This is a genomic window from Pseudoalteromonas luteoviolacea (genome assembly GCF_021654285.1).
In the GTDB taxonomy this organism is placed as follows: Bacteria; Pseudomonadota; Gammaproteobacteria; order Enterobacterales; family Alteromonadaceae; genus Pseudoalteromonas; species Pseudoalteromonas luteoviolacea_J.
Window position 1 is genome coordinate 26651 of record NZ_JAKFZS010000037.1, and the last position, 24495, is coordinate 51145.

Here is a 24495-nt window from a genome sequence, read left to right on the forward strand (position 1 = left end):
AATTTTTTACCTGTATGAGAGTTTTAAAATACAAGTAGAGCAGGGAAAACATATTTTGTATATGGCTAAAAGAAATTTACTAAGCGTGCTAAGGCGCATTCTTAGAATTGATTTAAAAAAACTCATATTAGCTTTGGCAACTTGCGGTGTTGTACTGTCGCTATTAAACACGCTGATTGCCAGCTATCAAGTTCACAAAGAAGCATTTATTACGGACACCTTACATGCAAATCAAACTTATGCTGCAAAACTTGCAGGGGTCACGCAGCTCTTCTTGCAATCAGTGAATAGTCAGTTAAATGTAAGTGCGTTTCATATCGCTGAGAATATAGGTGATACAAGACTGGTCAATGCTGAATTAGAACGTTTGTTGTCGCAAACAAACAGCTTTGACTCTTTGGTTGTGGTGAGCGCTGCTGGTCAAATCATAGCGGTGCGTCCTGAACTGCCGGTATTAGGTCTGTCAATCTCTTCACAGCAACTAGATAAAGTAATGTTACAAAAGCCTATAGTCCTTGACCCTTTTGTGTCTCCCGCAGGCAACTTGATGATCAGCCCTACGTATCCGCTTTTTGATAGTCAGGGACAGTATCTTGGCTTTGTTGCGGGGGGCATTTATCTCCATGGTGATACCATTCTTAATCGATTGCTTGGAAGGCATCACTATGCAGATGGTTCATACTCTTACGTGGTAGATAAAGCACATCGTATTTTGTATCACCCTGATCCAGATAGAATTGGAGAGCAAGTATCTAACAACGCAGTAATTGACCGCGTTTTAAAGGGTCAAACAGGCGCTATGGAATTGGTAAATAGTAGTGATAAACAGATGATTGCAGGGTATGCTGCTATTCCAATGACTGGATGGGGAGTTGTTAGTCAAAGGCCGCTGATTTCAATTTTGAATCAACTTGCCATTACACATAGGTCGGTCGTTTACTCAAGCGTACCTTTTACTGTTGTGATTCTCGGGTGGGTTTTCGTTGTAGGTTTTTTAATTGCTAGACCACTGACTGTATTGGCAAAGCAACTAACAGTTGTAGAAAATAAGAATGTATCCGGTGCAGGAGTCAGTGCATGGTATTATGAGGTTGCCAACCTTAAATGTGCTTTATTACAAAGTCACCGTGCGGTTCGGCAAGTAATTAAAGCACTTGATGCAGATAGAAAAACAGACAAACTTACAGCTTTACACAATAGACTTTCATTAGACCTTTGGCTCGAAAATACAATTAAATCTAAAGTCGGGTTTTCAGTACTGGCCATTGATATTGATCACTTCAAATCAATCAATGATAGTCATGGTCACTGTACCGGCGATAAAGTACTAAAAGAACTTGCGAAATTAATGCTCCAAAATGCAAGAGCAGATGATTTTTGTTGTCGAGTAGGTGGGGAAGAGTTTTTAATTTTCATGCCGAATCAGTCTGTTTCACAAGCCATGGCCACGGCTGAAAGGCTGAGAGTGTTAATTTCAAATCACACTATGCCTAATGAGATCAGAGTAACGGTCTCTATTGGTGTCTCTCAGTGGCCAAATAACTCAATGCAAATAGATAAGGTAATTGAAATGGCTGACAAAGCACTATATCAAGCGAAGCAAAGTGGAAGAAATAAAAGTTGTTGTCTAGAAGCTGCATAAATCGTCTTTTTGTACATAAAACAGCTAATCATTTACAAACTTTTAGCTTAGACAATGATCTTTGTCTTAAATGTGGGTAATATGCGCGCCAAATTACAATATTATTGATTTGGAGTAGTAAATGGGAAAGACTTTGAAAGTGCCACATACGCTCGTGCTGTTACTAGGCATGATGGTGGTTGCCCTGTTAGCCACATGGGTGGTACCTCAGGGCTTTTTTGAAACAAGCGTAACCGAAAGCGGAAGACAAGTCGTTATCGCAGGTACTTATCAAGAGGTTGAGCAAAAAGAATATCTAACTCCTTGGGACCTCCTCACCGCAATTCCTAAAGCATTTGCACAAGCACAAGATGTTATTTTCTTCGTATTAATCGTAGGTGGTGTACTGAGTATTGCTCGTGCAACAGGTACCGTTGATGCGCTGATAGGTCGTTTGTTGGAAAAGCATGGTACCAAGCCTCAGCGTCTAATTTTCATGGTGGTTTTCTGTTTTGCATTGGCATCAAGCACAATCGGAACCGCAGGCGAATACATTCCATTTGTATTAATTTTAGTTGCGCTGTGTAAGGCAATGAAATTAGATGCGATGACGGCTGTAGGAATGATAGTGGCGGGTTATGGAATTGGCTACGGTGTATCAGCGTTTAACCCATTTACTGTTCTTATTGCACAGCAAATTGCAGATATCCCGGTTTATTCCGGTATTGAACTTAGATTGGCTATTTTTGTTCCTTTTGTATTGATTGGTTTTCATCATGTGTGGAGCTACGCTAAGAAAGTATCTGACGACCCAAGCAAATCAATGATGATTGGTGTTCCTTGCCCACTTGAGGGACAAGATAAACCAAACTATCCTAAACTTAACGGCCGTCACCAAGCTGTTTTATTCAGCTTTATCGTTACTTTGTGTATTGCAGTATGGGGTATTGCTACTAAAGGGTGGTACTTATACCAGTTAGGTGGCTTATTTGTTGCTTGGGGTGTTGTGATTGCGGTTATCGGTAAACTATCAGCAGACGAGACTGCTGAGCGTTTTATTGATGGTGTTTCTGAGCTTGTTACGACTGCTGTATTAATCGGTGTAGCACGTGGTATCGCGCTTATCCTTGAAGATGGTCAAATTCTTCATACTCTGGTTTACAGTTTGTCTTCACCGCTATCTCATGTTGCCGCGGAAATTTCCGCTGTGGGCATGTTAGTAATACAAACTTTCTTAAATACATTTATTCCTTCTGGCTCTGGTCAAGCTTATGTCACTATGCCTCTGATGGTACCTGTGGGTGATCTTGTTGGTGTTCCGCGTCAAGTCGCAGTGTTAGCATATCAATTCGGTGATGGTTTCTCGAACATGATTATTCCAACAAACGCAGTATTGATGGGTATTCTTGGTATGGCTGGTGTACCATATACACACTGGTTCAGATTCTGTTTGCCATTGATTGGTAAGCTATTGCTAGCAGCATCAATCGTATTAATACTTGCAGTAAGCTTTGGTTATGGCTTAGATGTGCAACCCATTATTGAATAAATTTAATTTTTATTAATTAAAAGCCGTCTTAATAAGACGGCTTTTTTTTGCGTTTTAATTGGTATTCTTATTCAAAAAATAATATGTTTGTATCCATATTTGGTAAAATGGGTATTAAAAGGTTGAAATATTGTTGAATATATATTTCTTAATCTTGTTATTGATATTTTATTGATCTATCTTCATATCTTAAAATATTAATTATCTATCATTGCTAATTGTATTAATTCCGGTTCATATTAATAACTATAATTATTAAAAGATTGTTAAACGATGACGCTATCATTCAGTACTTTTTATAATTTGCCAAGTAGCGAAGCACGTTACGAATTGGCACTAAACTTGATTTACGAGAAGTTTAAACCAGCTCATTGTTTAATAGGTAAATTCATTGATTCAGATACGCGAGTTAAAACAGTGGCGTACTCTGTCAATGGAGAAAAGTCCAATTACATCATTTATGATCTTGAAGGGACGCCTTGCAAAGACGCGAAAGACAGCCAAACTGTGTGCTCTATTAGCTGTAATTTACAGCAAATGTACGCTGAGGATGAGATCTTAAAAATATTTGATATTGACGGCTACCTAGGTGTAACGCTTAGAGCGTTGAACCATAAGCCGATCGGTATCATGGTTTGCTTGTTTGATGAAAAGATAGAAATTTCTAGCGACGACAAACATTGGTTTAGAGAGTTAAGTTTGCTGGTGGGTGCAGAGCTTAATCATAATCTAGAGCTTACATCACAAGAGATTTTAGTTAAGCAGCTTGCAAAAGGTGAGCGCATAGCAAGACTTAGCTCTTGGTCCTGGAACATCAGCAGGAATATCCATAACTTTAGTCAAGAGATGCAAACTCTCATCAACGCACCAGATCAAGAAATTGATTTTGAGTTGTTTTGTGAGAGTTTAAAAATCAAAGATCAGAAAGCACTCAGAGTCCTGATGCAAAAGCTCAGAAATGGACAGATAAACCATATTGATATTAATGTTTCTCATCGAGACAGAAGTCAGTTTAAAGGGTTGTTTAGAGTTATCGGGCATATTGAACGTTCCGATGAGCAAGAAGATGAACGCATTTTTTGTGCATCTGTGCAGGATATCTCATATATTTATGCACTCAATAAGCAACTTGAACTGACCAATGTGGTGTTTGAACATGCTACTGAAGCCATCATGATAACCGATCATAAAAACCGTATCGTGATGGTTAACAGAGCGTTTGAACGTTTAACTGGATACTCTGACACTGAACTTCTCGGCAGAAACCCCTCTGTTTTATCTTCAGGTAAACACAGTGCAGAATTTTACGAAAAAATGTGGGCAGTGCTGAGTAAAGAGGGGACTTGGAAAGGTGAGATATATAACCGCAGAAAAAACGGCCAAATCTTCCCTGAAGAGCTAACGCTTAATATTGTTAGAGACGAAGACGATGAAATCGTAAATTATGTTGCGATATTCCGTGACATCACTGACTGGAAACGCAACGAAGCGCAGTTAACATTTTACGCTAATCATGAACCACTAACGGCATTAATTAATCGTCGTTGCTTTATGGATATCCTAGAGTCTCGAATTTCAGAAAATCGCAGTACATTGCAGCCTTGTTCTCTTTTGTTTATTGGCCTGGATCACTTTAAAGAAGTAAATGATATTTATGGTCCTGAAATTGGAGATAAGGTGCTTATTTCAGTCGCAAGGCGTTTAAAAAATGGCTTGAGGCGCGCTGATACAATCGCACGTTATGGTGGGGATGAATTTGCAATTTTGCTAGATGCGACCAATGAACAAAGTGCCTATGACATTGCTTCTAAGCTTTGTGACAAACTTAAACAGCCTTATGTGTTTAACGAATTAGCGATAGAGCTGACAGCCAGCATTGGAGTTGCACAGCTAGATTATCGCAAACGCATTACCGCAGCTAAGTTTATTCGCAATGCTGCACACGCGCTAGAAAGTGCAAAAAAGACAAATAGAGGCAATATAGCGCTGCACAATCAAGAGATACAAAATGCTTATCTTAATAAGATTGCGCTTAGAGACAAACTAAGAAATGCAATTAAGCACGAGTTGCTTAATGTGTATTATCAGCCAATTGTTGATCAATCAACAGGTAAGATTGTTAAGTTTGAGGCGCTCGTTCGTTGGTTTGATGATGAGCAAGGTATGATATCACCAGGCGCATTTATACCGATAGCTGAAGAGTTTGGTTTAATCCAGCAAATAGGGCACTTTGTACTTAAAAAAGCGTGTCAGGATTTAAATAAAATACATTCATTGGGCTACAATGACGTGAGCATATCGGTGAACAGATCTGTGAATGAATTTAAAGTAAGCAACAATCAGTTTGATTTAATTACTGAAGCTATCGAAAACGCCAATATTCCTTTTAATAGTTTGACTGTTGAAGTGACTGAGTCGATGGCGACTAATCACTATACATGGAAATTACTCGCAGACTTACGGGATAAGGGTGTAAAAATTGCCTTAGATGATTTTTGTACCGGTTACTCGTCTTTGAGTCACTTAATTGAAAACCAAGTAGACTACTTGAAAATTGATAAATCCTTTGTTGATAGTTTGCTGCAAGATAAAAGCAAGCAGATCATGATTTCTTGCTTAGTTGATATGGCAAAGCAGTTGGGGATCAAAGTAATTGCTGAAGGAGTTGAAAGTGAAACGCAGCTGAGAGTACTAAATGAACTCGGGTGCGATCATATCCAAGGATATTACTATAGCCCGGCAAGACCAATCGGTGCTTGCATACATCTTTTAGAAGAGTTTAACGGTGAAAGCGCTATTGGGTTTGATTTGTTGAATTTAACTTCTAACAGGGTATAAAAACATTCAATCCATTAAAACCTAATTTTCCTGAGTTTTAATGGTTGAAAATTGACCTGTTTAAGTCTGTACGGTTTGATATTAATTTGGTTGCTTGGTGTCATTAAATACAATTTTATAAATGAAAAGCTTTATTTTAGTTGTCTAACGGGCAAGTCAAACGGAGAGAGCCAGAATTACCTAGCTCTCTAATAACATCTATTTAAATATGTTGTTTTAGAATGTCGTAAAACGCTTCTATGTGGTCATCTCTGTCATTAAGTGCAGGGATGTAGTCATATCGTTTACCGCCAGCTTCAATAAAATACTCTCTATTCTCTTCCTCTAGCTCTTCCAGCGTTTCTAAGCAATCTGCGCTGAATGCAGGGCTTAGGATGGCAATGTGTTTTGTACCTGACTGAGCAAGCTCCTTGAGTGTGAAGTCAGTGTAGGGCTTCAGCCATTCTTCACGGCCAAATCGGCTTTGAAAAGTGGTCATTACTTTATCTTTGTCTAACCCGAGTTTAGCCATAACAGCATTTGTCGTTAAATGACAAAAGCAATGGTACGGGTCACCATTGGTCAAAAACTTTTTCGGCGTACCGTGATAGGAGAATAATATTTTATCCGGTGTTGGGTTGTGCTCTAAATACTCTTGAACAGAGTTACTTAGAGATTCAATATATTTCTCATTGCCGTGATATCCATTGATAAAATGAAGCTCTGGTACCCAGCGCCATTTAGTTAATACCCGAGAGACTGCATCAAATGTTGAGCCGGTCGTTGCACTCGAGTATTGAGGGTAAAGTGGTAGTACAACAATTTTAGTGATGCCTTTTTCACGTAACTCTTCTAAACCGGCTTCAATAGATGGGTTGCCGTAACGCATCGCCATCACTACTTCAACATCATTATGTTCTTGGTCTTTTAAATATTCACGCAGTTTATGGCATTGTTTCTTCGTGATATCGATAAGTGGTGAGCCTTGCTCGGTCCAAATACTTTGATATGCTTTGGCGGATCTACTTGGCCTGATCCTCAGTATGACACCGTGCAGTATCATCATCCAAATAATGCGGGGAATTTCAACAATACGTGGATCTGATAGAAATTCTCTTAGATAAACGCGAAGGGCTTGTGTGGTTGCTGCATCAGGGCTGCCCAAATTGGTGACGAGTACGCCAACTTTACTGTTGAAACGGTTCTCATGAGGGTTGTCAGTAATTGCCGAAAATCTGGACACTTAGCACTCCTTGGTGGCATTTTAAAACGGGTAGTATTTTACAGTAAAGCGTATACGTAAAACACGCTTATTTGGATCTAACTGCGGCGTTTTTAATTTAAATCATGTGAATACGTCTTAAAATTGTAGTAATAGAGTGAAAATAGGTTGCTTATATTAGGTATAAGTCGTATGTTCCTCTATCCAGCGTCGAGTTTAAGCGTAATTTGCAGAGAGTTTTAAGTTAAATGCGAGTTAATCAACCAGTTACAAATCGTGAACAGCGGTTTGCACCACAAGATAAGCTGATTTCAGTTACTGATTTGAAAGGTACAATCATTGACTGTAATGAGCATTTTATAAATATAAGTGGCTACTCAAAAGAAGAATTAATTGGCCAACCTCATAATCTAGTTAGACATCCAGATATGCCTGAACTGGCATTTAAAACCATGTGGACGCAGCTAAAAGCTGGTAAGCCTTGGATGGGGATGGTAAAAAACCGTTGTAAAAACGGTGATTTTTATTGGGTAGATGCTTATGTCACTCCAATGACGGAGAATGGACAAGTTATCGGTTATGAATCGGTGAGAACATGTCCTAGCCGTGAAAATATTGCAAGGGCAGAGACCTTGTATCGCTCGATTCAAAGTGGCGCTAAATCAGCGATTAAGCTACCAAGATTAAGAACTATTTGGCCTGTTGCCGCATTTGCAAGCTCACTCGCTTTGTACGCGTTTGGCTCTGAATCAGGTGCTTTTGCTTGGCTTATGCTCAATAGTGTCGCGATTTTCGGATACAACCGATATCGAGATAATGAGCAACTCGAAAGAATTAACCAAGTTTTAAAACACAGCTTTTGCGATGATGTATCTAAACAAGTGTACTCACCTTGGCAAGGGAAAATGGCTGAATTGCACGTAAAACTATTGAGTGAGCACGCGCATTTAGACACGGTAATCACACGAATTGAACATGCGTCAAACCAAGTTACCACCGGTGCAGAACAAACAACAGATAAAAGTCGTTCAACAACCGAGCAGCTTACTCAGCAGCAACAAGAAACAGAGTTAGTAGCAACTGCTATGAATGAGATGGCAACGACGATTCATGAAGTCTCGCAAAACGTACAATCTACCTCTGCGGATGCAACCGATGCGCTTGAGCTTGCAAAAGAAGGGGCTAAAAGCTCTGAAGAGACTAAAGCGTCAATTGAAAGCCTTGGTTCAACTGTGATTGACATAAAAGACTCAGTACTTGGTGTGGCACGTCAAACAAGTAAAATTGCAGATGCGGCACAAATCATTGAACAAATTGCTGAGCAAACTAACCTACTTGCTTTAAACGCGGCCATTGAAGCTGCTCGAGCAGGAGAGCAGGGAAGAGGCTTTGCGGTGGTGGCTGATGAAGTTAGACACCTAGCACAGCGTACGCAGGAATCGACAAAAGAGATCCACGCAATCATCGATGAGTTAACGCAAAGTACGCAAGAGTCAGAAGTGATTGCTCAGCGTGGTGAGACTGAATCTCAACTTGGTATTGAGAAGTTAAATGCTTCAACACAAAAAATTGAGCATATTTACTCGTTGATTGAAACAATGAGCGTGAACAGTATGCAAATAGCCGCTGCTGTAGAAGAACAAGCGACTGTTTCTGAGGATATTAATAAACAAGTCGTTAATATTGCTTCTTTGGCTAATTCAAGTGTGATGAGCTCACAAGAAAGCCAAGAAATTAGCGAAGAGCTAACTCGGGTTGCTAAAGATATGCATGAGCTTGTGGTAAGATTCAAGAGATAAAAAAAGGGCCCTACGGCCCTTTAAAGCCCACCAAAAAGAACACATCATACATAAACATGCTTTAATGATGTTCAACATAAGTGCATATTACTTATAATCTAATTTTATCAAAGGAATGAATCAGTTTTAGACTGAAGATCGATTAGATGAATACTAAGCGGCTGCACATACAATGATGTACAGCATAGATAAAACAATCGAGCTTACAACTTCCGCTTAACGCCAGACTTTGCGCGCTCTTTTATATTCGTTTGAATATAGATCTGGTCAGTTGTTGCAATTTTTGAATGGCCAAGATCTTCAGATAAGTGCTTTAACGGTCGAGTTTGGGCATCATGAGTGGCACCAGTGTGCCTTAACCAATGACTGGTCGCAGCTTCTAAATTCTCAGATTCCTCACTAAAACCATCTTGTTTCAACTTATCAATGGCCAAGTCAAAACTCTCTTGTACGATACGCCTTAATTGGCGGACATTCATGCCGCCTTGCCCACGCAATTTATGAATAATTGGGTGTGGTTCATCAACACGAGGAAGGGAGGTTAAACCACGCGACTGTCTATATCGTTTGAGGTATTCAACAAAGTCATCACTCAATGTGACATCGCGGAGCTTATTGCCTTTACCCATAATTCTTAAAAACCAAAAACCATCCTGATCTTGCCAGAAATGACTCATTACAGGAGACCATTGCGGGCGCTCAGATAGCTCTGATATACGCAGATAAAGTCCTTTTAGGCATGCAAGGGTAAACAGGTTTCTTTCAAGTTTCGGGTTTTGCTCACACAAGTCTTTAGTTACACCAAAAACATACTCCCATTGTAAATCACTTAGTGTATCAGGAAGCTTAATTTGTGACTGTACGACCAAATAAGGGCAGTTCTTTTTAACAACAGGCACAAAATTGGCGAATGCTTTTTCCTCTAAAATCGCAAATTTATAGAAGACATTAAGCGCCGTGAACATGGATGCTATCGTTTGCTGGCTCACGCCGTTTTCTTTAAAAACAAAAGGGCGCCAATTAGGGTTAACTTGTCTAGTACCTTCATGATTTTTAAACCGCCACTGCACAGAGTCTGCAAGCCAAGCTTTATCTGGCTCGACCACAAAATCAACATACGCTTCTATGTCTTCACGTTTAAGTTCAAATACAGATTTTTCTTGAATGAGCCAACTCCAAAGATGAAAACGCTCTATCTCATTTCTAAAGCGGTTGAATGTGGCCTCTGATTTGCGCCCATAAACGTATAAGAATTGATAAAGAAACTTTAGCTCGTCCAAACATACATTTTCTTCAAGCCGATTATCATTTAAAAACTCTGCCATTGCGGGGTATTCACTTTGCAAGGTCTCATCATCTAAATGGGCGATGAGATATCTGAGTTGTTTTAGCGTATCGACTAACGGCGTCATATATTGTTGATCCAAGCGGTATGTTTGTATCAAATTATATGTATATTTATTCAGTATTGTCTAGCACAGTTTGTACCTGGCTAATTTGTTGATTCTTATAACGTGTTGATTGCCAGCATAATAAAGAACCAATCGTGACAGCGACAACACCCAACCAAAAACTTTGCTCCAAACTTACACCCAAAATAATAGCAGCGAATATACCGGAGAAAACCGGGGTAAAATAAGAGATGGCAGCAAGTAAGATCATATTGCCGCCAATAATGGCTTTATTCCAAAGGCCATAGCCTAGCGCCATTCCACCACCGGCCAGCACCAGCATAAAGACACTTTTGAAGGAATAGCCTGTCGAGAAGCCAGCATCCAATAGGTACCATTTTAGCCAAAGTGTACATGCTGTAAAAATAAAAAATAGCGTAATTGCGTTTTCGCCGTTAGACATAGTCTTGGTTAAATTACAGTATATTGCCCAAATAATCGCACCACTAAAGGCAAGTACAAATGCCAATGGGTTACTCATGATATTTGCCGACATCCCTGCAAACAGGTTTGACCCACCCGAAACGACAAAACACACACCGATGAAGGCTATAATACTGCCAGGGATCAATAACTGGAGACTGGCTTTACTATGTTTACAAATTACCGCGCCTAAAATGGTGAATAAAGGCCAGAGATAATTAACAATGAGTACTTGTGCGGATTGTTCTCTGGAGTTAGCAAAGCCAAGTGACAGTGAAAGACATAATTCATATGTAACAAAAAGAAAGCCGCCAATAATAACGTAACGTTTTGGGTATTTTTTGATACTTGGGAGCCCGGAAAAGGCTACCAGGAATAACGCAGAGTAGGTGTATACCAGCGCTGCACCGCCAACCGGGCCAAAGTCCTCAGTCACGATACGTACGAAGTGTAAAACAGCACTCCACAGTAGTACAGCTATAACGCCAAATAGTGTAAATTTGTATCGAGACAGCAAACTTTAGGCCCCCAAAAAACGCTTAATTATATAGACTTTGAGTTTCACTGCACCTATTTTAATTATGCGGGCAGTTCTTAAGCGAATAAATTATCCTTTTTATGGGGTGAGTTTGTTATGCGAAATCATATAAACAGCATTTTGTATTTATTAGGGGCTGGTATGGAAAATAAACTGGGTTTAGGAGGGAGCTGTTACTGGTGTACTGAAGCGATATTTCGCTCTTTGATTGGTGTTGAGAAAGTCGAGCAGGGCTGGATAAATAGCTTTGAAAACAACGAGTGGTTTTCTGAAGGGGTATACTTGGCATTTGATAAAAACATCATCACCTTAGCTGATTTGGTTGAAATACACCTTTTTTCTCACAGTTCAGCTTCAAACCATTCAAAAAGAGACAAGTATAGAAGCGCTATATATTGCCAAAGCACCGAGCAACAAACTGAAGTAAAAGGTGTATTATCAGTACTTCAAAAGCAATTTGAGCAGCCCATAGTTACGCAAGCACTATTACTTAATGAATTTAAGCTATCGCCTGAGCATTACCAAGATTATTTTTATACCGCGCCGAACAGACCATTTTGTCAAAATATCATAGCCCCAAAATTGCGAAACCTAATGGAAAAGTTTAAAAGCAAAGTGAAGGAAGAGCAGGTAAATAAAGCTCTCAAATGAGATTTATTCTATATATTAGAATGGTTGATTGATTAAATCCCGATATTTTTTATAGTCTCGTTCTTAAAAATAGAACATCGATCAAATTTATAGTGAATTTATAATTTTGTTCAATAAGTAGAGGTATGTGTTCTTGAAAGTGTTATTTCAGTTATATGTTTACGTTTATCGTTGCCGAGTGTGCTAAGCCAACCCTAGGTTAAAATACAACACAATAAAATTATGTTAAAAAGCAATTTTTATAGAGTAGTGTAGTAATAGATAGGTTATATTTTAGAAATAGCCCAGATAATCTCTGGGCTTTATATTGAACACTATTTAACCATGGTTTTCATGGAAATGTTCACCGTGCTGGTGATGCCAATGTCCATCATGATTATATTCCACACGGCCTTGTTCAAGACGACGTTTATGACCGCAATCTAAGCCATGGCCGTGTTTATGCTTTTCATGAACTTTGACTTTTGCCTCATGAACTTCGCCCGCATGATTGTGATGGTCATGACCACTGTGGTTGTAATCAAAATGGTCAACATGCCACTCAGCTGCATGGCCACAGTTATATCCATGTTTATGCTCATGCTTATCATGGGAGACATGATCAGCAGCTATTGCGACACCTGTAACCCCTAAAGCCAATGCTAAAATAATTTCCTTCATAGAGTTTCTCCGAATGTGAGTATCAAATCTACACTAGGATGTTTTTAACATTTTAGCAACCTCAATTGATTGATGAATACTCAGCAAGTTATACATAGCGCGGATACGCGCACGATATTGTGCTTTCAAGTATCCTTGAGTCTCTTTTTGGTTAAAGCCCTTACTATGTTGTCTGAGATTTTTCAGCCAAAGCCGCTGTGTTTGACGAACATGATCGGCATGCTCTGTGTTTCTTAACCTTTTATATGCTGCTGCGAGCTCTCTGTCGTACAGCGCGAGTCCAGCACTGGAGCAAATCGCTTTTTCTTGCTTTGATGTTGCTAATTTACAATCAAAACTAGCCGTAATTTGATCATAAATTTTTTGACCTTTAAGTAACTTAAACTCCGTTGCTAGGGCTGCCACCTTTGGCCTTGGATTTTTTGCAAAGTAAAATGATAAGTCATTGCCTTGCGAGTCGACTAGCGATTTATCCGCTCCAGCAGTGATAAGTGCATTGATCACTTCTAAAGAAGCGTTCTCCGCTGCATAAGTGAGCGCTGAACGATTAAGCCTTTTTACATCATTAATAAAAGCATCCGAACTACTGTATTCATCGTCTTCATCAATAAAAGTGACGGCGTTAATATCCGTGCCAGCAGCTATTAAGGCATTAACGGCGTCAAGGTCGTTAAAATGTGCAGCTAACATTAAATATGTTTTGTTAAACCAGTTTTTATAGGCTGCTACTTGAGCAAATTCTTCTGCCTCCTGGTGGTTCAGTAAATATTGCGCTTTAAAATACTGAGGTGAGCCCGCTTTTAAATCCATATAACCTTGATAGGGTGAGAGTAATCTTCCTAAGAATTGATATACCAATGTTTGCGCATAAAATTGGGCTTTGTCTTTGTCATATTTATGATGTGACATGTAAAAATGAGCAACTTGTAGTTGTGCGTCTGCCATGTGGTTTTTTAGTGTGATCAACTCACGATGACTCCACGCATCCACATTGCCAAATAATGCCAAGATATTATCAACCTGTTTTTTCCTCGCACAGATAGCAGCGTTTATATCACAACCGCCTTCACCTTTTACTTTCAATGAGCTAGGTGTTCTCAAATACTTTTCAAATGGTTTTTTTATTACAAAATAAGGGCTTCCCCAAGACCCCATCAACATAGGGTTGCCTTTTGTCATAATAGATTGGTGTGCCAGTTTGTTTAGCGCGTTCAGCGATATTAATACTGGTAATCTGGTTTCTTCAACTTCACAAACAACCTCATGTTCTAGCGTTTCTGTAAGTGCAATAACCTTGTTATTGTCCTTAATGTAATACGCACTTCCCTGATGTTCAAATGGGAAAGAAATATCGGTTACTTGCAGGATTTCAGATAGCTCACGATCAATGCTAAATGGTCTGTCTACTGCGACACTATTTAAGTACTGAGCAATGTTATGACGCTTTGCAATGTAAAAAGTGCGCTGCCAATTGTTTGGGCTCTGTGAAAAAACTTTTTTAACTGTGTATAAAATACTAAGGTTGTTCACAGACTCTAAATGAGTAATGTAAAGCTCTTGTCTAATTTTATCTTTAATTTGAAAATGGTATTTAAAGGATGGGAATAGTTTAAACGAAGAAAATGGAGCACTGTTGACGGAAAAGTTTGATTCAATTGGGATGTTAAAGGTATCTATATTATTATGGTTTATTTGAGTGCCATCTCCAAATGATGGTGACAGCCAGCTTCTAAAATCCACATTTGCGTTTTGTTTATACTCTTTTTGGTAAGCCGCGAAGAACTCGGTACAGACTTCAGCTTTATTTGTAGTTAATTCTACATTTAACAGCGGGCTTGAAAATGAGTGAAAAGAGAGACATAAAAAGGTAGAGAGGGCAAATTTTTTAATCACGTCATAAATTCCATTTGTTTTTAGAGTATTGTATCTAAACAACTCCTCCTTTACCTTAAAATTTTAAATTTATATTCGTTAAAATATTTTAATGGGAATATAATAATGCACTCACAGCGCAAGTGCATTTCAGAATTCATTTCGATGATAGTTAGTTCATTCTTAGAACATCATGCAGCGGATATAAACCAAACTTTGTGTCATGGCACTTGTTTGAAATATGCTCTCCGTTATCAGCTTTATAGACAACTGTTTTATCTGACTTCATTGCATAAAACATCATGCCAAGATACTCGTAGAAGTTAGGGTGAGTAGGCTCCAACTCAAGGGTTTCATGTCTATCAGGCCAAATCCAAACTGATCCATTTGACTGCAAACTGATACTACTGATTTTATCTGAGCAAGTGACTTCTTTAGCTTGTGTGGTACTCGCTAGTAACAAAAGAGAAAGTAGTGCTAGTTTTTTCATTATAGATTTCCTTATTTTTTTATTTAAATGCACATTTACAGCGTGTATGTAATTTAGTCTTTAAAAGTTACAAACACTTAAAATTAATTTGAAAATAAATAAGAAAACGTATGACTCTGGACCTAATTTCGTAAAACATCTTTCAAAAAATTTATTGGTAAAAAATGTAATTACATCTTGGAATGGCACTTGCTTAATTAATGGACAGAAAAGTAATGAAGCTTTTTAATTGCATATGCGGCAGATAAATATTTAAAAGGAAATTATTATGAATGTGAGTGATCAGGTCAGTACTCAAAGTGTTTATGAAATCAAGCATAAACCTACAAGTGTTCAACGCTCAACATCAGGTTCAGTTAGCACGAGCCAAGAGCCTGATAATAGAAACGAGTACCTTAAATATATAGATTCAGCAAGTGAAGAAAAGCTTGCCCAATCTATTGATGCAATCAAGAAATACGGCCCCCCAACAGCCATGTTTAGAATGGAAGACATCTTAAATTCACATAATGTCGAAGAAATGCATGGCCGTGTATCAAGAGCGATCAGCCATTTTAATCAGGAAGCTGAGCAATTTCACAAGGAAGAATTAGCAATCATCAAACATGGAGAAGGAGAGGGTAAGTCGGCTAAAGAGATCATGACAGAGTTAGTTGCTTTGCGAGACAAACAGTCGGAATTATTTAAGATGGCAACAAGTTGGGGAAGTAAAAACCTGGCGCACCCCGATAATTACGACAAGCTTTTAGAACACACACCGGATTATGTCAACGTATATGCTTGAAGTAAGAAAAACAATATAGGCAGGAACCCCCATACATTGTGAACTATGCATGTGTATCTATTGCTAACATGCCTGCCTTTACTTGGTAATCTAAAGGTAAGTCGCGATTAAAATCCATGATTCTTTTAAAAATATCAGCATCGGTCTCTCCTTCATCTTTCATTTTATTATAAATTTTTATACGTTGTTCAGTAACCACAGCTGCTTCTTTGTCAAATTCATCTGATTTACTAGCCCATTTTGTAAATGCTTTTACGTCTGTTAATGGCGGCGCCTCTGCTAAACTTACAAGCATTTTATCAGGTATAAATGACACAGCCTCTGCCATATCTGACGCAAACGAAGGGTCAGATTCTACTTTTTCAGTAAATGCTTCCCAAGCAAGCTTTTTATCGCCAGTGTTTTTCGAATGCTCTGGTTGAGGGCTTCCTACTATAACCTTTCCTTGTTCTTGATTATTAACTTTTTGTGTTTGTTGATACTGCGTTGTGGTATTAGTTGTATTATAGTGGCTTGCATGCAAAATCATGATGGATCTCCTTATCTTGATAACAATAACTAAGCAATTATTGGACCAACCGAAGACCACTTAGATAATAAGATAAGAAAACAATTTAGGAGTAAACAAGCGGCTTTTTGTTGCCGTTATTTTGAACGGAAATGCATAAGTTTGCCGTTTTTGATATTCTAGTTCTAAGCTGTTTTCCAACAAAGACTTTGTCTCATCTAATGTTGAAGATGCTGAGGTTGTGATCGACGTATGACACATGATTGGTGCCGGATAGAAATAATGCGCAGCAGATAAACGTACGATCATGGCCAAACCCAGCGAAGCGCTTTAATTTACCTTATTGCATTCAATCTTTTAAAATAGGGTTGTAGCCAATGTATTATCGCAAGCTTTAGATTAAGCAATTGCTCAAAGTCAGTAGTTATGAAATTTTAGAAGGGCGTTAAGCGAACATTAGCCAACCGGTATATCAGGTTGGCTAATAATTTAATGATCACAGCTTACTCAGCTGAGCTTTAATCTGGTCTCTATCTTCATTAATGCCATCAATAGAAACAGATATTTTGTTTAAAACATCACGGCGATGATCAATGTTTTTGTTGTAAAGGTTGCAAAAAATATTTCTTTTATAGAAGTAATATATTATGTAAGGTATCAATGCTAATGCTGGAAATAATGACCAATCTGATTGATAAGAAAGTACAGCAATTGCGACTAAAACACACATACCAATTAACTTAAAGATGGCAGAGAGCATTTTTTCACATTTTGTATCTTCGTATTCCATAAATGATTTTTCAGAGTCCCAAGTGTGCTTATCTATATTTGAAAAATATTCTAAAGAATAAATCTCTTTCCCGGATTCAAAAACAGCATGTGAGTCAGCAAAAATTACCCAATCACCTATATCTAGGTTACTTAACATTTTTTCAGGTAAACGCTGTGTAAGTACTTTCCCTGATAGGCTTTCTAAAACTGCATGACCGACCATATTTGCACTTCGAGTTTCATAGGTATGGGTATCAACAACCTGAACATAATCAACAGATGTTTCTTTTACCCACTGACCGTCAATATAATTTGTTTCCGTGTTGTAAACTTTTTCTGTTGAATAAGTTTTCTCCTCATATTTGCCATTATTAACATTAACTTTTCTATTAGTATCAATGACTTTAGCAACATGAAGCCTACAATAGACATCTGCTTTATAGTTTGAATCATACATGCAGTTGTGTTCATATGTCTCTGTGTACTCTTTAACATACATAGAAGCAAGTCTCTCTTGCTCTTTTCGCTTTTTACCTACTAATGCCTGGGCAGCCAGAGACTTTTCTATACATAGTTCGCTATTTACCTTTTCAATAGAAGGAGAATTTGAAAGGGGTCGTTGTGTGCGTGCTGCTTTCCCAAGTAAGTCTGATAAATTATCCAAATTACCTAAAACAAGCTTATAAGCCGACTTTTCTTTATTGTACGATTTAAACGAAAATAGACATTCGATTAGAAAAACGATAGGAGTCAAAATCATTCCATACATAATTAATTTATGATTTTGCTCGAAAAATGAAAAAAGCATTAATAGAAGTCCAAAAGTGAAAAAACAAGGCTTACTCCATCCTGGGTGAGGGTAAGCTGTGTTATTCATTATCCACTGGTTTGATTTTTTACCATGAATCACTGTTACCTCTGCGATAGAGTTGTTTGTAACTAGGTTTCTGGCCTCTGAGGTAACGATATCGTATGTTAATTGTGTATCGAGTAAAGATATTAGACTAATTAAGTCACCTTTCTTTAGGTTTTGGAGTAAATCTGATTCACTTGATATTGAGGTTTGTATGATGTTGCCGTTTTCATCTTTTACTTCAACCCACCAATATGCATAATCGAAACTTTGTGTTTTTTTCTCTTCTTTTTTATTAAATTGGCGCTTATAGTAATATAGAGAGATAATTTCTCCTGTAATACACTCTGTATTTGGGTGAACCTCTCTAATATCATTTAAAATTTTAACTAATGATACTGCGTCATTATTAACAGCTTCTTGAATATTTTCATTTGTAGTTGAATCTGACACTAAAAATTAACTCCATATAATAATTATTAATGTAATCAGTTGGGTAGCGAAGAATTATAACATAAGCTAACTAAAAAGAATAAATGTATAGTTTAATGAAATGTTGCATTTAAGCCAAATCAAGACTATTAAAATAGATTGCATTACCTATTCTAAAACTAATTATTTAAACAAGGTAAATTGAAAGAGTATGCTGCATATCAAACATTTCAAATTAATGGCTTTATATAACCAAAGAATGAATAATCAACTAATCAAAGCTGCGCAAACCTTAACTCATGAACAGTTAATTGAAGACAAAGGAGTATTTTTTAGTTCAATACTCGGGACTTTTAATCACCTCATCATAGGTGATCTATTGTGGCTATTAAGATTTTCTAAGCACTCTAATCGCTACCAATCTCTTTCTGAACTTAGCGAGTTGCCTTATCCAACTACCCTTGATGAAATTTTGTATAATAGTTTTAAAGACCTGATTGCTGTCAGGCAGGGTATGGACCAAACAATCTTGCATTGGTTGAATAAAGAAGTTCAAGAGTGCGATTTTCACAAAACCTTAAGTTATAGCAATTCACTTGGTGAAAGAAGCACCCGGGAATTTAGTGAGTTGGTATCACATATGTTTAATCACCAAACTCACCACAGAGGCCAATTATCAACCTTGTTTAACCAACTTGGAATTGAGATAGGCAGCACTGACTTTTTGTTAGACATACCGGATTTAAATCAAAAGCCATAACAATCATAAACTTTTAAATGCAGGGAAATGCAGACTGATAATCTTTTGGCTAGTATTAATAACTAAGACACCTAATGGTGTAAGAGATTAATGGTAAATTTCTATGGCCTAAGCGATAGTGTAAGGTGATAAGGACTGTTTTACGTGACAACAAAACCCAGTAATGCTTTGAATAGCTTACGTTTAAAGTTTTCTCTTGTGATCTTAATCGGCGTAGGGCTGACTTTGGTTTCGTTATTTTTTTATCACAAAGTTGAAGAACAGTGGCGTTATTATTCCAAAGATATTTACGAAGTTTATTATTTGCATGATGATCTTGTTCAGCATTTAGGTTATGGCGGATTCATACATGACTTTAAAAACCTAGTTTTACGTAAAGACAGATCTCGTTATGAATCAAAGCTAAGACAGTCTATCTACGACATTAAAACGCTCATCACAAAACTTGAAAGGTATGAGCAGTATGACAGCAAGTCACTACAAATAATCAGAAACGTAGTACTTGAATACGAACAAAACCTCACGCTGACATTAGAACTGATTGAGCAAGGTGCCTCAAGTGGGCAGTGCAAGTTGATGATACAAACGCGTTGGCCGCGTTGTCTAGGTTTCACTTAGATAGCCGAACAAGAATAAGTAAAGAAGAACAACAACTAAACAATAACTTTGTGATTGCTCATACTGTCAATGTAATAAGCGTAATGATATTTATTGGGGTATTAGTATTATACTTTTTTAGGCTAAAAGCTGCCTTTGAAAAAGAGCATACCTTAACGATTGAAGCACAGCAGGCATCAAAAGCAAAGTCAGATTTTTTAGCCAATATGAGCCATGAAATTAGAACACCATTAAACGGTGTTATGGGCTCACTACAACACCTTCAATCTTGTATAACTGACAAGCGTCACATAGAAACAGTGTCTATCGCACTGTTCTCCTGTAAAAATTTGCTTCGCATTATTAGTGATATACTTGATTTTTCGAAAGTTGAAGCAAACCAGCTTTCTTTAGAAGTAACCGAGTTTTCAATAGATAGCATTATTGAACCACTGGAATCTGATTTTTCGTCACAAGCAAAACGAAAATCTCTATCATTTCACATAATTAGCACAGATAAAATTAAACACAGTATGTGGCTAGGCGACCCAGTTAGAATTAGACAAATTTTGATAAACTTGATCTCTAATGCAGTGAAGTTTACCGAAAAAGGTTCCGTAACTGTCAATATCGACCAAATGCAAAGTGAGGAACAATATCAACTTATTTTTGAGGTAAAAGACACCGGGATAGGTATGTCTAAACTTGGCCTAAATAATTTGTTTATGCGTTTTAAACAGGCTGACAATTCAATAACTCGAAAGTTTGGAGGAACAGGGTTAGGAATGGCTATTACGCAAAACTTGATAGACTTAATGGATGGCCAAATAGAGGTAAATAGCAGTGAAGGGGTAGGGACTGACATCCGCGTTACATTACCACTGAAAAACCTTCAACAGAAAACCTTTCGCAGCTGCACACCGAGCACTGTCCAGACATTGGAAGCCCCCAATTTGTCAAACGCTTATATCTTAGTTGCTGAAGATGATGCCATTAATATGAGAGTAATAAGTGCAATGCTGGAAAAGACAATGGCTCAATTTGATGTCGCGAAAGATGGTGTTGAAGCGGTTGAATTATATAGAAAAAGGCTACCCGATATCATCCTGATGGATATTCAAATGCCAAAAATGAGCGGTATCGAGGCCTGTGAAATAATAAGAATTGAAAATCAAGATATACCAATAATTGCACTTACTGCCAATGTAATGAGTACAGATATTGAAAAATATAACCAAAGTGGTTTTACATTTCATGTAGCCAAGCCCATAGATCAAACAGTTTTGTATGAATCATTAAGTAAACATTTAGATATGGATAATTAAAAGAGTTGGAACTAGTTAGCTCCAACCCTTTATAAATTTAATCACCTATTAGATTTTTATAAACTGACGCAACCATAGGGTTGTTTTCGCCTACCTTCTTTGTCCAATAAATTGTGAGTTGTGTTACAACGACAGCAAAACAAAGAGCACTCACTTCAAGGAATGTAAAAGGAGAGAAAGACATGACAAGTGCTGTATTAGCCCAACAAAAAATACATAACACCCAAGCTGCAACCAAATTTTTTTCATTTATATTTAATGATTTCATATTTAGAACCTTTAATAGATTAATTACTAAGGTCACGCTGACCGGTGAGTTTGTTTTTAATCGCACGAATAATTGCTTTTCTACCGTCAACAACAGCAACACCTAACACTGCAGCAGTGCACCATATTGCTAATTCAGTCATGATTGCTGCAATAGTAACTGCGGTGATATGCATACTTTTGGTCTCAGTACTAAAAAGTACAGCAAACATTGCGAACCAACTTAAAGTAACGACAAGCCAAATTGTTCTTAGTACGCGCTTTTTATTCATATGTTGTAACTTTTTCAAAGTTTGCATTTTTGCTTCCTTAATAATTAAGTAAATGAGTTGTTTGATCTGGTTAGTCGTATACAAAACAGATTCATTACAAACTTTTTAAGTTTTTTTATTCGTTATACAATCAGCAACAATAGGAAATATAAAACATCTAAATTTTTTGTAATGATTGCGTTTCTGTAACGACTAATAATAAAAACAACTTGGAGGCGTAAATCGTTGGTAAGTATCACCAAGGACACAGAGAAAGAAGCACTAATTGCGAAATTTTGGCCACAAATAAGCAGGGCAGCAGCGGGATATGAAAATCGGCCGGCTTTATCAGATGAATTAGCACAAGAAATGGCTTTGTCAGTTTGGCGTTCGTTAGAAGGGTTTAATGACCAATGCTCGCTCAATACCTATATTTACCGTGTTATACATAATACGGGTATTGATCATATAAGGCGACATAGTAAAATTTCTGAAGATGAACTTGATGAAGCAATGCTTTGTGAATCGCCCACACCTGAAAAAAGCGCTTTACAAGCACAAAGGCAGAAGCAATTAATTGTAGCTGTGAATCAATTACCTCTTAGCTTAAGACAAGTTATGTTACTGAAATTAGAAGACTTAAATAATATAGAAATGAGTGAGGTATTGGGGATAAGTGAAGCTAATGTCGGCGTTAGACTCCACAGAGCAAAAGAGCAATTATCAAAATTACTAGCGGGTATGAATTAATGGATAATAATGAATTTGAGCAGTTGTCATCTCTTTGGCAATCTACTGATAAAAAGCCTATGCCGCAAATGGACAAAGTACTGAAACGACATAAAAGGCAGGGCGTCATACTAAGGCTGAATTTATGTATTGAAATGCTTGCTCTTATCGTACTTACTTATCTACTAATTACATCCGCTTTGAATAATGGACTTGAGTTTATTAAACTTACCTGGATAAGCTTTGTAACTGTGTGGGCTGTCATTATTTTTATTCTGGCTAGTAGAAGCCGTTTAGATAGCTTAAAGCAACTCAAAAGCCAAGAAATAAGTACTTCAATCGAAATCCATAAGAAACTGATTAAAAACGAAATTTATAGATGGAATTTGAACATAAAAGCAACATGGGCTTTTATTTTAATTTTTATGGTTTTTAACATAGCACTTATCTACCAAAATGGTTTTGAGTTGAATAACTTACTGACTGAAGCTGTATTAATGGCTGGTCTATTCATTTCAATTTTTTTCTTTGTTATCAAAAACAAAAAAGCCAAAGAGATTTTACATACTTTGGAACAGTAGGGCAGTTAACTACAAAGATTTGATTTATAAAGTACACTTATTTAAATAGTGTTTATGATCTATTAGAAACTTACCGTCTTCCGCATCGATAACAGTTGAAGGCGGTAAGTCAAAACGAAGCTAATCCTTTTAAAAATATGAGGTTAGCTTAATTACTTGAATAATTGCGACAAAAGCACCACACATAATTAAAAGATTTGCACGATTGTTAAGCTTTTCTGCCTCTTCTTTTTCTTTATTCGCTAGATTTGACTTAAGCACTTTCCCTTGAAAAGCCATTCCAGCTGATACTAAAAGAATAATGAATGTAATTGTTAAATCTGTCATTGATTCCGGTGACATGTGGCATACCTCTTATCGTCAATTCATGGCCTTTGATATTTCTTCTACTAACAAAGTTTTGCCACTTAAAATGTAGATCCTAAATCAATAACGACTAGAAATAAAGGCTAGAAGCATTTGGAATTGATGGAACAATGATATAACAAGTTTCAAAGCAAAATTCATATTATGTTAAATATACCATTTATTTACTTAGGCAGGAGGTTAACTTGAGAAATATTACGCTAAAGTATAATTTTATTTGAGTTGTGAGTGAGTGGAGATACTTAAAATGATGAAGGAGCGATATGATGAATGGATAGAAAAAGTCACCTGAGAGAATTTGGACGACATACAAAATCCTTTTTAGTACCTAATGATAGTATAGTTGGGACCATATCAAGACTTAAAAAAGTAATGGATGTTGAAGCTAATGTCATGGTTTTAATGACTGGGAAAAATGCACATACGGCAAAAGCATCAAAATGCTATAACTAGTTTAAAAACCATGAATATCAAGTGGAGTTTGTGATACCTAAATCTTATGCTGAAGAAGAATTGTCGTGGTTTAGGTGTAATTTATCTTGGCCAGATATGTATTTAAATTTGAAAGTAGACAGAAAAACATTACCTATGCCTATGAAACTGTTGGCGGCCGAATAAATTGTAATTCAGATGACCTGTGCTGCTAATTTCTCAAACATCTCTAAGAATTTGAATCTTGATAGCTGGGTAAAGTTTTTAAGAAAGTATGTGGCTCAATTTCAATAAACCAAGTTAGGTAATGTAAAAGCACATGCCCTTACACAGATACCACAGCTATGTCCGATACCGTCAAGTATTGGACATAAAATGAAAATACATTTACTGTTGTAAAGAAAGTGAAGATGTATCTACCTCCAAGCTTATACTTTATTTAATTTAACATAATATAAATTATAGGTTATCTTATGGAAATGGTATTATGAATCAGTTGATGATAAACCATATTGGTTTTTTCCTATCTTCTTTTAACGAAAATGCAATAGCTTCCAATTCTGGTTGTGTGTATCTCATTAGCCCAAAAAATTTTCCCTTTAATATAAATCGTTATATGTCATTAGTGTTTTACTTACATTAAAAGTACTGCACTGACATTGGCATTTAAATATGTTGTGAGTTGCTTCATCTTCGAACTTCATCTTCGAACTTCATCTTCGAACTTCATCTTCGAACTTCATCTT

General features: G+C 37.2%; 24 protein-coding genes. 12 read left to right on the forward strand and 12 right to left on the reverse strand.

Translation table 11 applies throughout. From position 1 onward, the window contains the following. Positions 1 to 61: 61 nt before the first annotated feature. From L1077_RS24020 to L1077_RS24030, 3 genes are all read left to right on the forward strand, one after another. Positions 62 to 1642 (forward strand): sensor domain-containing diguanylate cyclase, encoded by a 1581-nt coding sequence (locus L1077_RS24020; protein ID WP_237139347.1) that lies wholly within the window; start codon positions 62 to 64, stop codon positions 1640 to 1642. A gap of 121 nt (positions 1643 to 1763) precedes the next feature. Beyond that, positions 1764 to 3170 carry a YfcC family protein gene (locus tag L1077_RS24025; protein ID WP_237139348.1) on the forward strand — a complete coding sequence of 469 codons (1407 nt, stop codon included), beginning with the start codon at positions 1764 to 1766 and terminating at the stop codon, positions 3168 to 3170. Between the two features lie 273 nt (positions 3171 to 3443). Further along, a complete protein-coding gene (locus L1077_RS24030) occupies positions 3444 to 6008 on the forward strand; it encodes a putative bifunctional diguanylate cyclase/phosphodiesterase (RefSeq protein ID WP_237139349.1) in 2565 nt (854 codons plus the stop codon). A gap of 202 nt (positions 6009 to 6210) precedes the next feature. Here the strand turns inward: L1077_RS24030 and hemH are convergent, their stop codons facing one another. Beyond that, positions 6211 to 7230: a ferrochelatase gene (gene hemH / locus L1077_RS24035; RefSeq protein ID WP_237139350.1), complete on the reverse strand. Its 1020-nt coding sequence runs from the start codon at positions 7228 to 7230 to the stop codon at positions 6211 to 6213. Positions 7231 to 7457: 227 nt separating this feature from the next. Between hemH and L1077_RS24040 the strand changes: the two genes are divergently transcribed. Next, positions 7458 to 9008: a methyl-accepting chemotaxis protein gene (locus L1077_RS24040; protein ID WP_237139351.1), complete on the forward strand. Its 1551-nt coding sequence runs from the start codon at positions 7458 to 7460 to the stop codon at positions 9006 to 9008. 203 nt (positions 9009 to 9211) lie between these two features. On the opposite strand, the gene L1077_RS24045 is transcribed toward L1077_RS24040, so the two are convergent. Then, a complete protein-coding gene (locus tag L1077_RS24045) occupies positions 9212 to 10420 on the reverse strand; it encodes a tyrosine-type recombinase/integrase (RefSeq protein ID WP_237139352.1) in 1209 nt (402 codons plus the stop codon). A 46-nt stretch (positions 10421 to 10466) separates the two neighbouring features. Continuing rightward, positions 10467 to 11399 (reverse strand): aromatic amino acid DMT transporter YddG, encoded by a 933-nt coding sequence (gene yddG / locus L1077_RS24050; RefSeq protein WP_237139353.1) that lies wholly within the window; start codon positions 11397 to 11399, stop codon positions 10467 to 10469. Positions 11400 to 11561: 162 nt separating this feature from the next. On the opposite strand from yddG, the gene L1077_RS24055 reads away from it, so the two are divergent. Next, on the forward strand, positions 11562 to 12071 hold the full coding sequence (locus tag L1077_RS24055) for a peptide-methionine (S)-S-oxide reductase (protein ID WP_237139354.1): 510 nt from the start codon (positions 11562 to 11564) through the stop codon (positions 12069 to 12071). A 318-nt stretch (positions 12072 to 12389) separates the two neighbouring features. On the opposite strand, the gene L1077_RS24060 is transcribed toward L1077_RS24055, so the two are convergent. The 3 genes from L1077_RS24060 to L1077_RS24070 all read right to left on the reverse strand — a co-directional run bounded on the left by L1077_RS24060 (position 12390) and on the right by L1077_RS24070 (position 15093). Then, the gene (locus L1077_RS24060) at positions 12390 to 12731 is read right to left on the reverse strand and encodes a hypothetical protein (protein WP_237139355.1); all 342 of its coding nucleotides are present in this window, start codon (positions 12729 to 12731) and stop codon (positions 12390 to 12392) included. A gap of 33 nt (positions 12732 to 12764) precedes the next feature. Next, positions 12765 to 14624 (reverse strand): lysozyme inhibitor LprI family protein, encoded by a 1860-nt coding sequence (locus tag L1077_RS24065; RefSeq protein ID WP_237139356.1) that lies wholly within the window; start codon positions 14622 to 14624, stop codon positions 12765 to 12767. Between the two features lie 151 nt (positions 14625 to 14775). Continuing rightward, positions 14776 to 15093: a hypothetical protein gene (locus tag L1077_RS24070; protein ID WP_237139357.1), complete on the reverse strand. Its 318-nt coding sequence runs from the start codon at positions 15091 to 15093 to the stop codon at positions 14776 to 14778. A 268-nt stretch (positions 15094 to 15361) separates the two neighbouring features. Here L1077_RS24070 and L1077_RS24075 point away from each other — a divergent pair, with 268 nt between their 5' ends. After that, the gene (locus L1077_RS24075) at positions 15362 to 15877 is read left to right on the forward strand and encodes a hypothetical protein (RefSeq protein WP_237139358.1); all 516 of its coding nucleotides are present in this window, start codon (positions 15362 to 15364) and stop codon (positions 15875 to 15877) included. A 43-nt stretch (positions 15878 to 15920) separates the two neighbouring features. Here the strand turns inward: L1077_RS24075 and L1077_RS24080 are convergent, their stop codons facing one another. The 3 genes from L1077_RS24080 to L1077_RS24090 form a co-directional block, all read right to left on the reverse strand. Further along, on the reverse strand, positions 15921 to 16406 hold the full coding sequence (locus L1077_RS24080; protein WP_237139359.1) for a hypothetical protein: 486 nt from the start codon (positions 16404 to 16406) through the stop codon (positions 15921 to 15923). A gap of 60 nt (positions 16407 to 16466) precedes the next feature. Beyond that, positions 16467 to 16694 carry a hypothetical protein gene (locus L1077_RS24085; protein WP_237139360.1) on the reverse strand — a complete coding sequence of 76 codons (228 nt, stop codon included), beginning with the start codon at positions 16692 to 16694 and terminating at the stop codon, positions 16467 to 16469. A gap of 187 nt (positions 16695 to 16881) precedes the next feature. Next, positions 16882 to 18462, reverse strand: a complete 1581-nt coding sequence (locus tag L1077_RS24090; RefSeq protein ID WP_237139361.1) for a hypothetical protein — start codon at positions 18460 to 18462, stop codon at positions 16882 to 16884. A gap of 217 nt (positions 18463 to 18679) precedes the next feature. Here L1077_RS24090 and L1077_RS24095 point away from each other — a divergent pair, with 217 nt between their 5' ends. The 3 genes from L1077_RS24095 to L1077_RS24105 all read left to right on the forward strand — a co-directional run bounded on the left by L1077_RS24095 (position 18680) and on the right by L1077_RS24105 (position 21123). After that, positions 18680 to 19201, forward strand: coding sequence for a DinB family protein (locus tag L1077_RS24095; protein WP_275424247.1), 522 nt, complete (start codon positions 18680 to 18682; stop codon positions 19199 to 19201). Positions 19202 to 19345: 144 nt separating this feature from the next. Further along, positions 19346 to 19819, forward strand: a complete 474-nt coding sequence (locus tag L1077_RS24100) for a hypothetical protein (protein WP_237139363.1) — start codon at positions 19346 to 19348, stop codon at positions 19817 to 19819. Beyond that, entirely contained in the window at positions 19768 to 21123 is a 1356-nt protein-coding gene (locus tag L1077_RS24105) for an ATP-binding protein (protein WP_237139364.1), read from the forward strand. Before L1077_RS24100 ends, L1077_RS24105 begins: the two co-directional genes overlap by 52 nt. A 37-nt stretch (positions 21124 to 21160) precedes the next feature. Here L1077_RS24105 and L1077_RS24110 read toward each other — a convergent pair whose 3' ends face one another. Together L1077_RS24110 and L1077_RS24115 are read right to left on the reverse strand one after the other, a co-directional pair. After that, entirely contained in the window at positions 21161 to 21391 is a 231-nt protein-coding gene (locus L1077_RS24110; RefSeq protein WP_237139365.1) for a hypothetical protein, read from the reverse strand. A gap of 19 nt (positions 21392 to 21410) precedes the next feature. Then, complete coding sequence (locus tag L1077_RS24115; RefSeq protein WP_237139366.1) at positions 21411 to 21689, reverse strand: hypothetical protein; 279 nt, start codon at positions 21687 to 21689, stop codon at positions 21411 to 21413. A 198-nt stretch (positions 21690 to 21887) separates the two neighbouring features. On the opposite strand from L1077_RS24115, the gene L1077_RS24120 reads away from it, so the two are divergent. Both L1077_RS24120 and L1077_RS24125 read left to right on the forward strand, forming a co-directional pair. Further along, the gene (locus L1077_RS24120) at positions 21888 to 22391 is read left to right on the forward strand and encodes an RNA polymerase sigma factor (RefSeq protein ID WP_237139368.1); all 504 of its coding nucleotides are present in this window, start codon (positions 21888 to 21890) and stop codon (positions 22389 to 22391) included. Next, entirely contained in the window at positions 22391 to 22951 is a 561-nt protein-coding gene (locus L1077_RS24125) for a hypothetical protein (protein ID WP_237139369.1), read from the forward strand. The genes L1077_RS24120 and L1077_RS24125 overlap by 1 nt, the downstream gene beginning before the upstream one ends. Before the next feature lie 129 nt (positions 22952 to 23080). Here the strand turns inward: L1077_RS24125 and L1077_RS24130 are convergent, their stop codons facing one another. Beyond that, positions 23081 to 23293, reverse strand: coding sequence for a hypothetical protein (locus L1077_RS24130; protein ID WP_237139370.1), 213 nt, complete (start codon positions 23291 to 23293; stop codon positions 23081 to 23083). Positions 23294 to 23587: 294 nt separating this feature from the next. On the opposite strand from L1077_RS24130, the gene L1077_RS24135 reads away from it, so the two are divergent. Continuing rightward, positions 23588 to 23770, forward strand: a complete 183-nt coding sequence (locus L1077_RS24135; RefSeq protein ID WP_237139371.1) for a hypothetical protein — start codon at positions 23588 to 23590, stop codon at positions 23768 to 23770. Positions 23771 to 24495 lie beyond the last annotated feature (725 nt).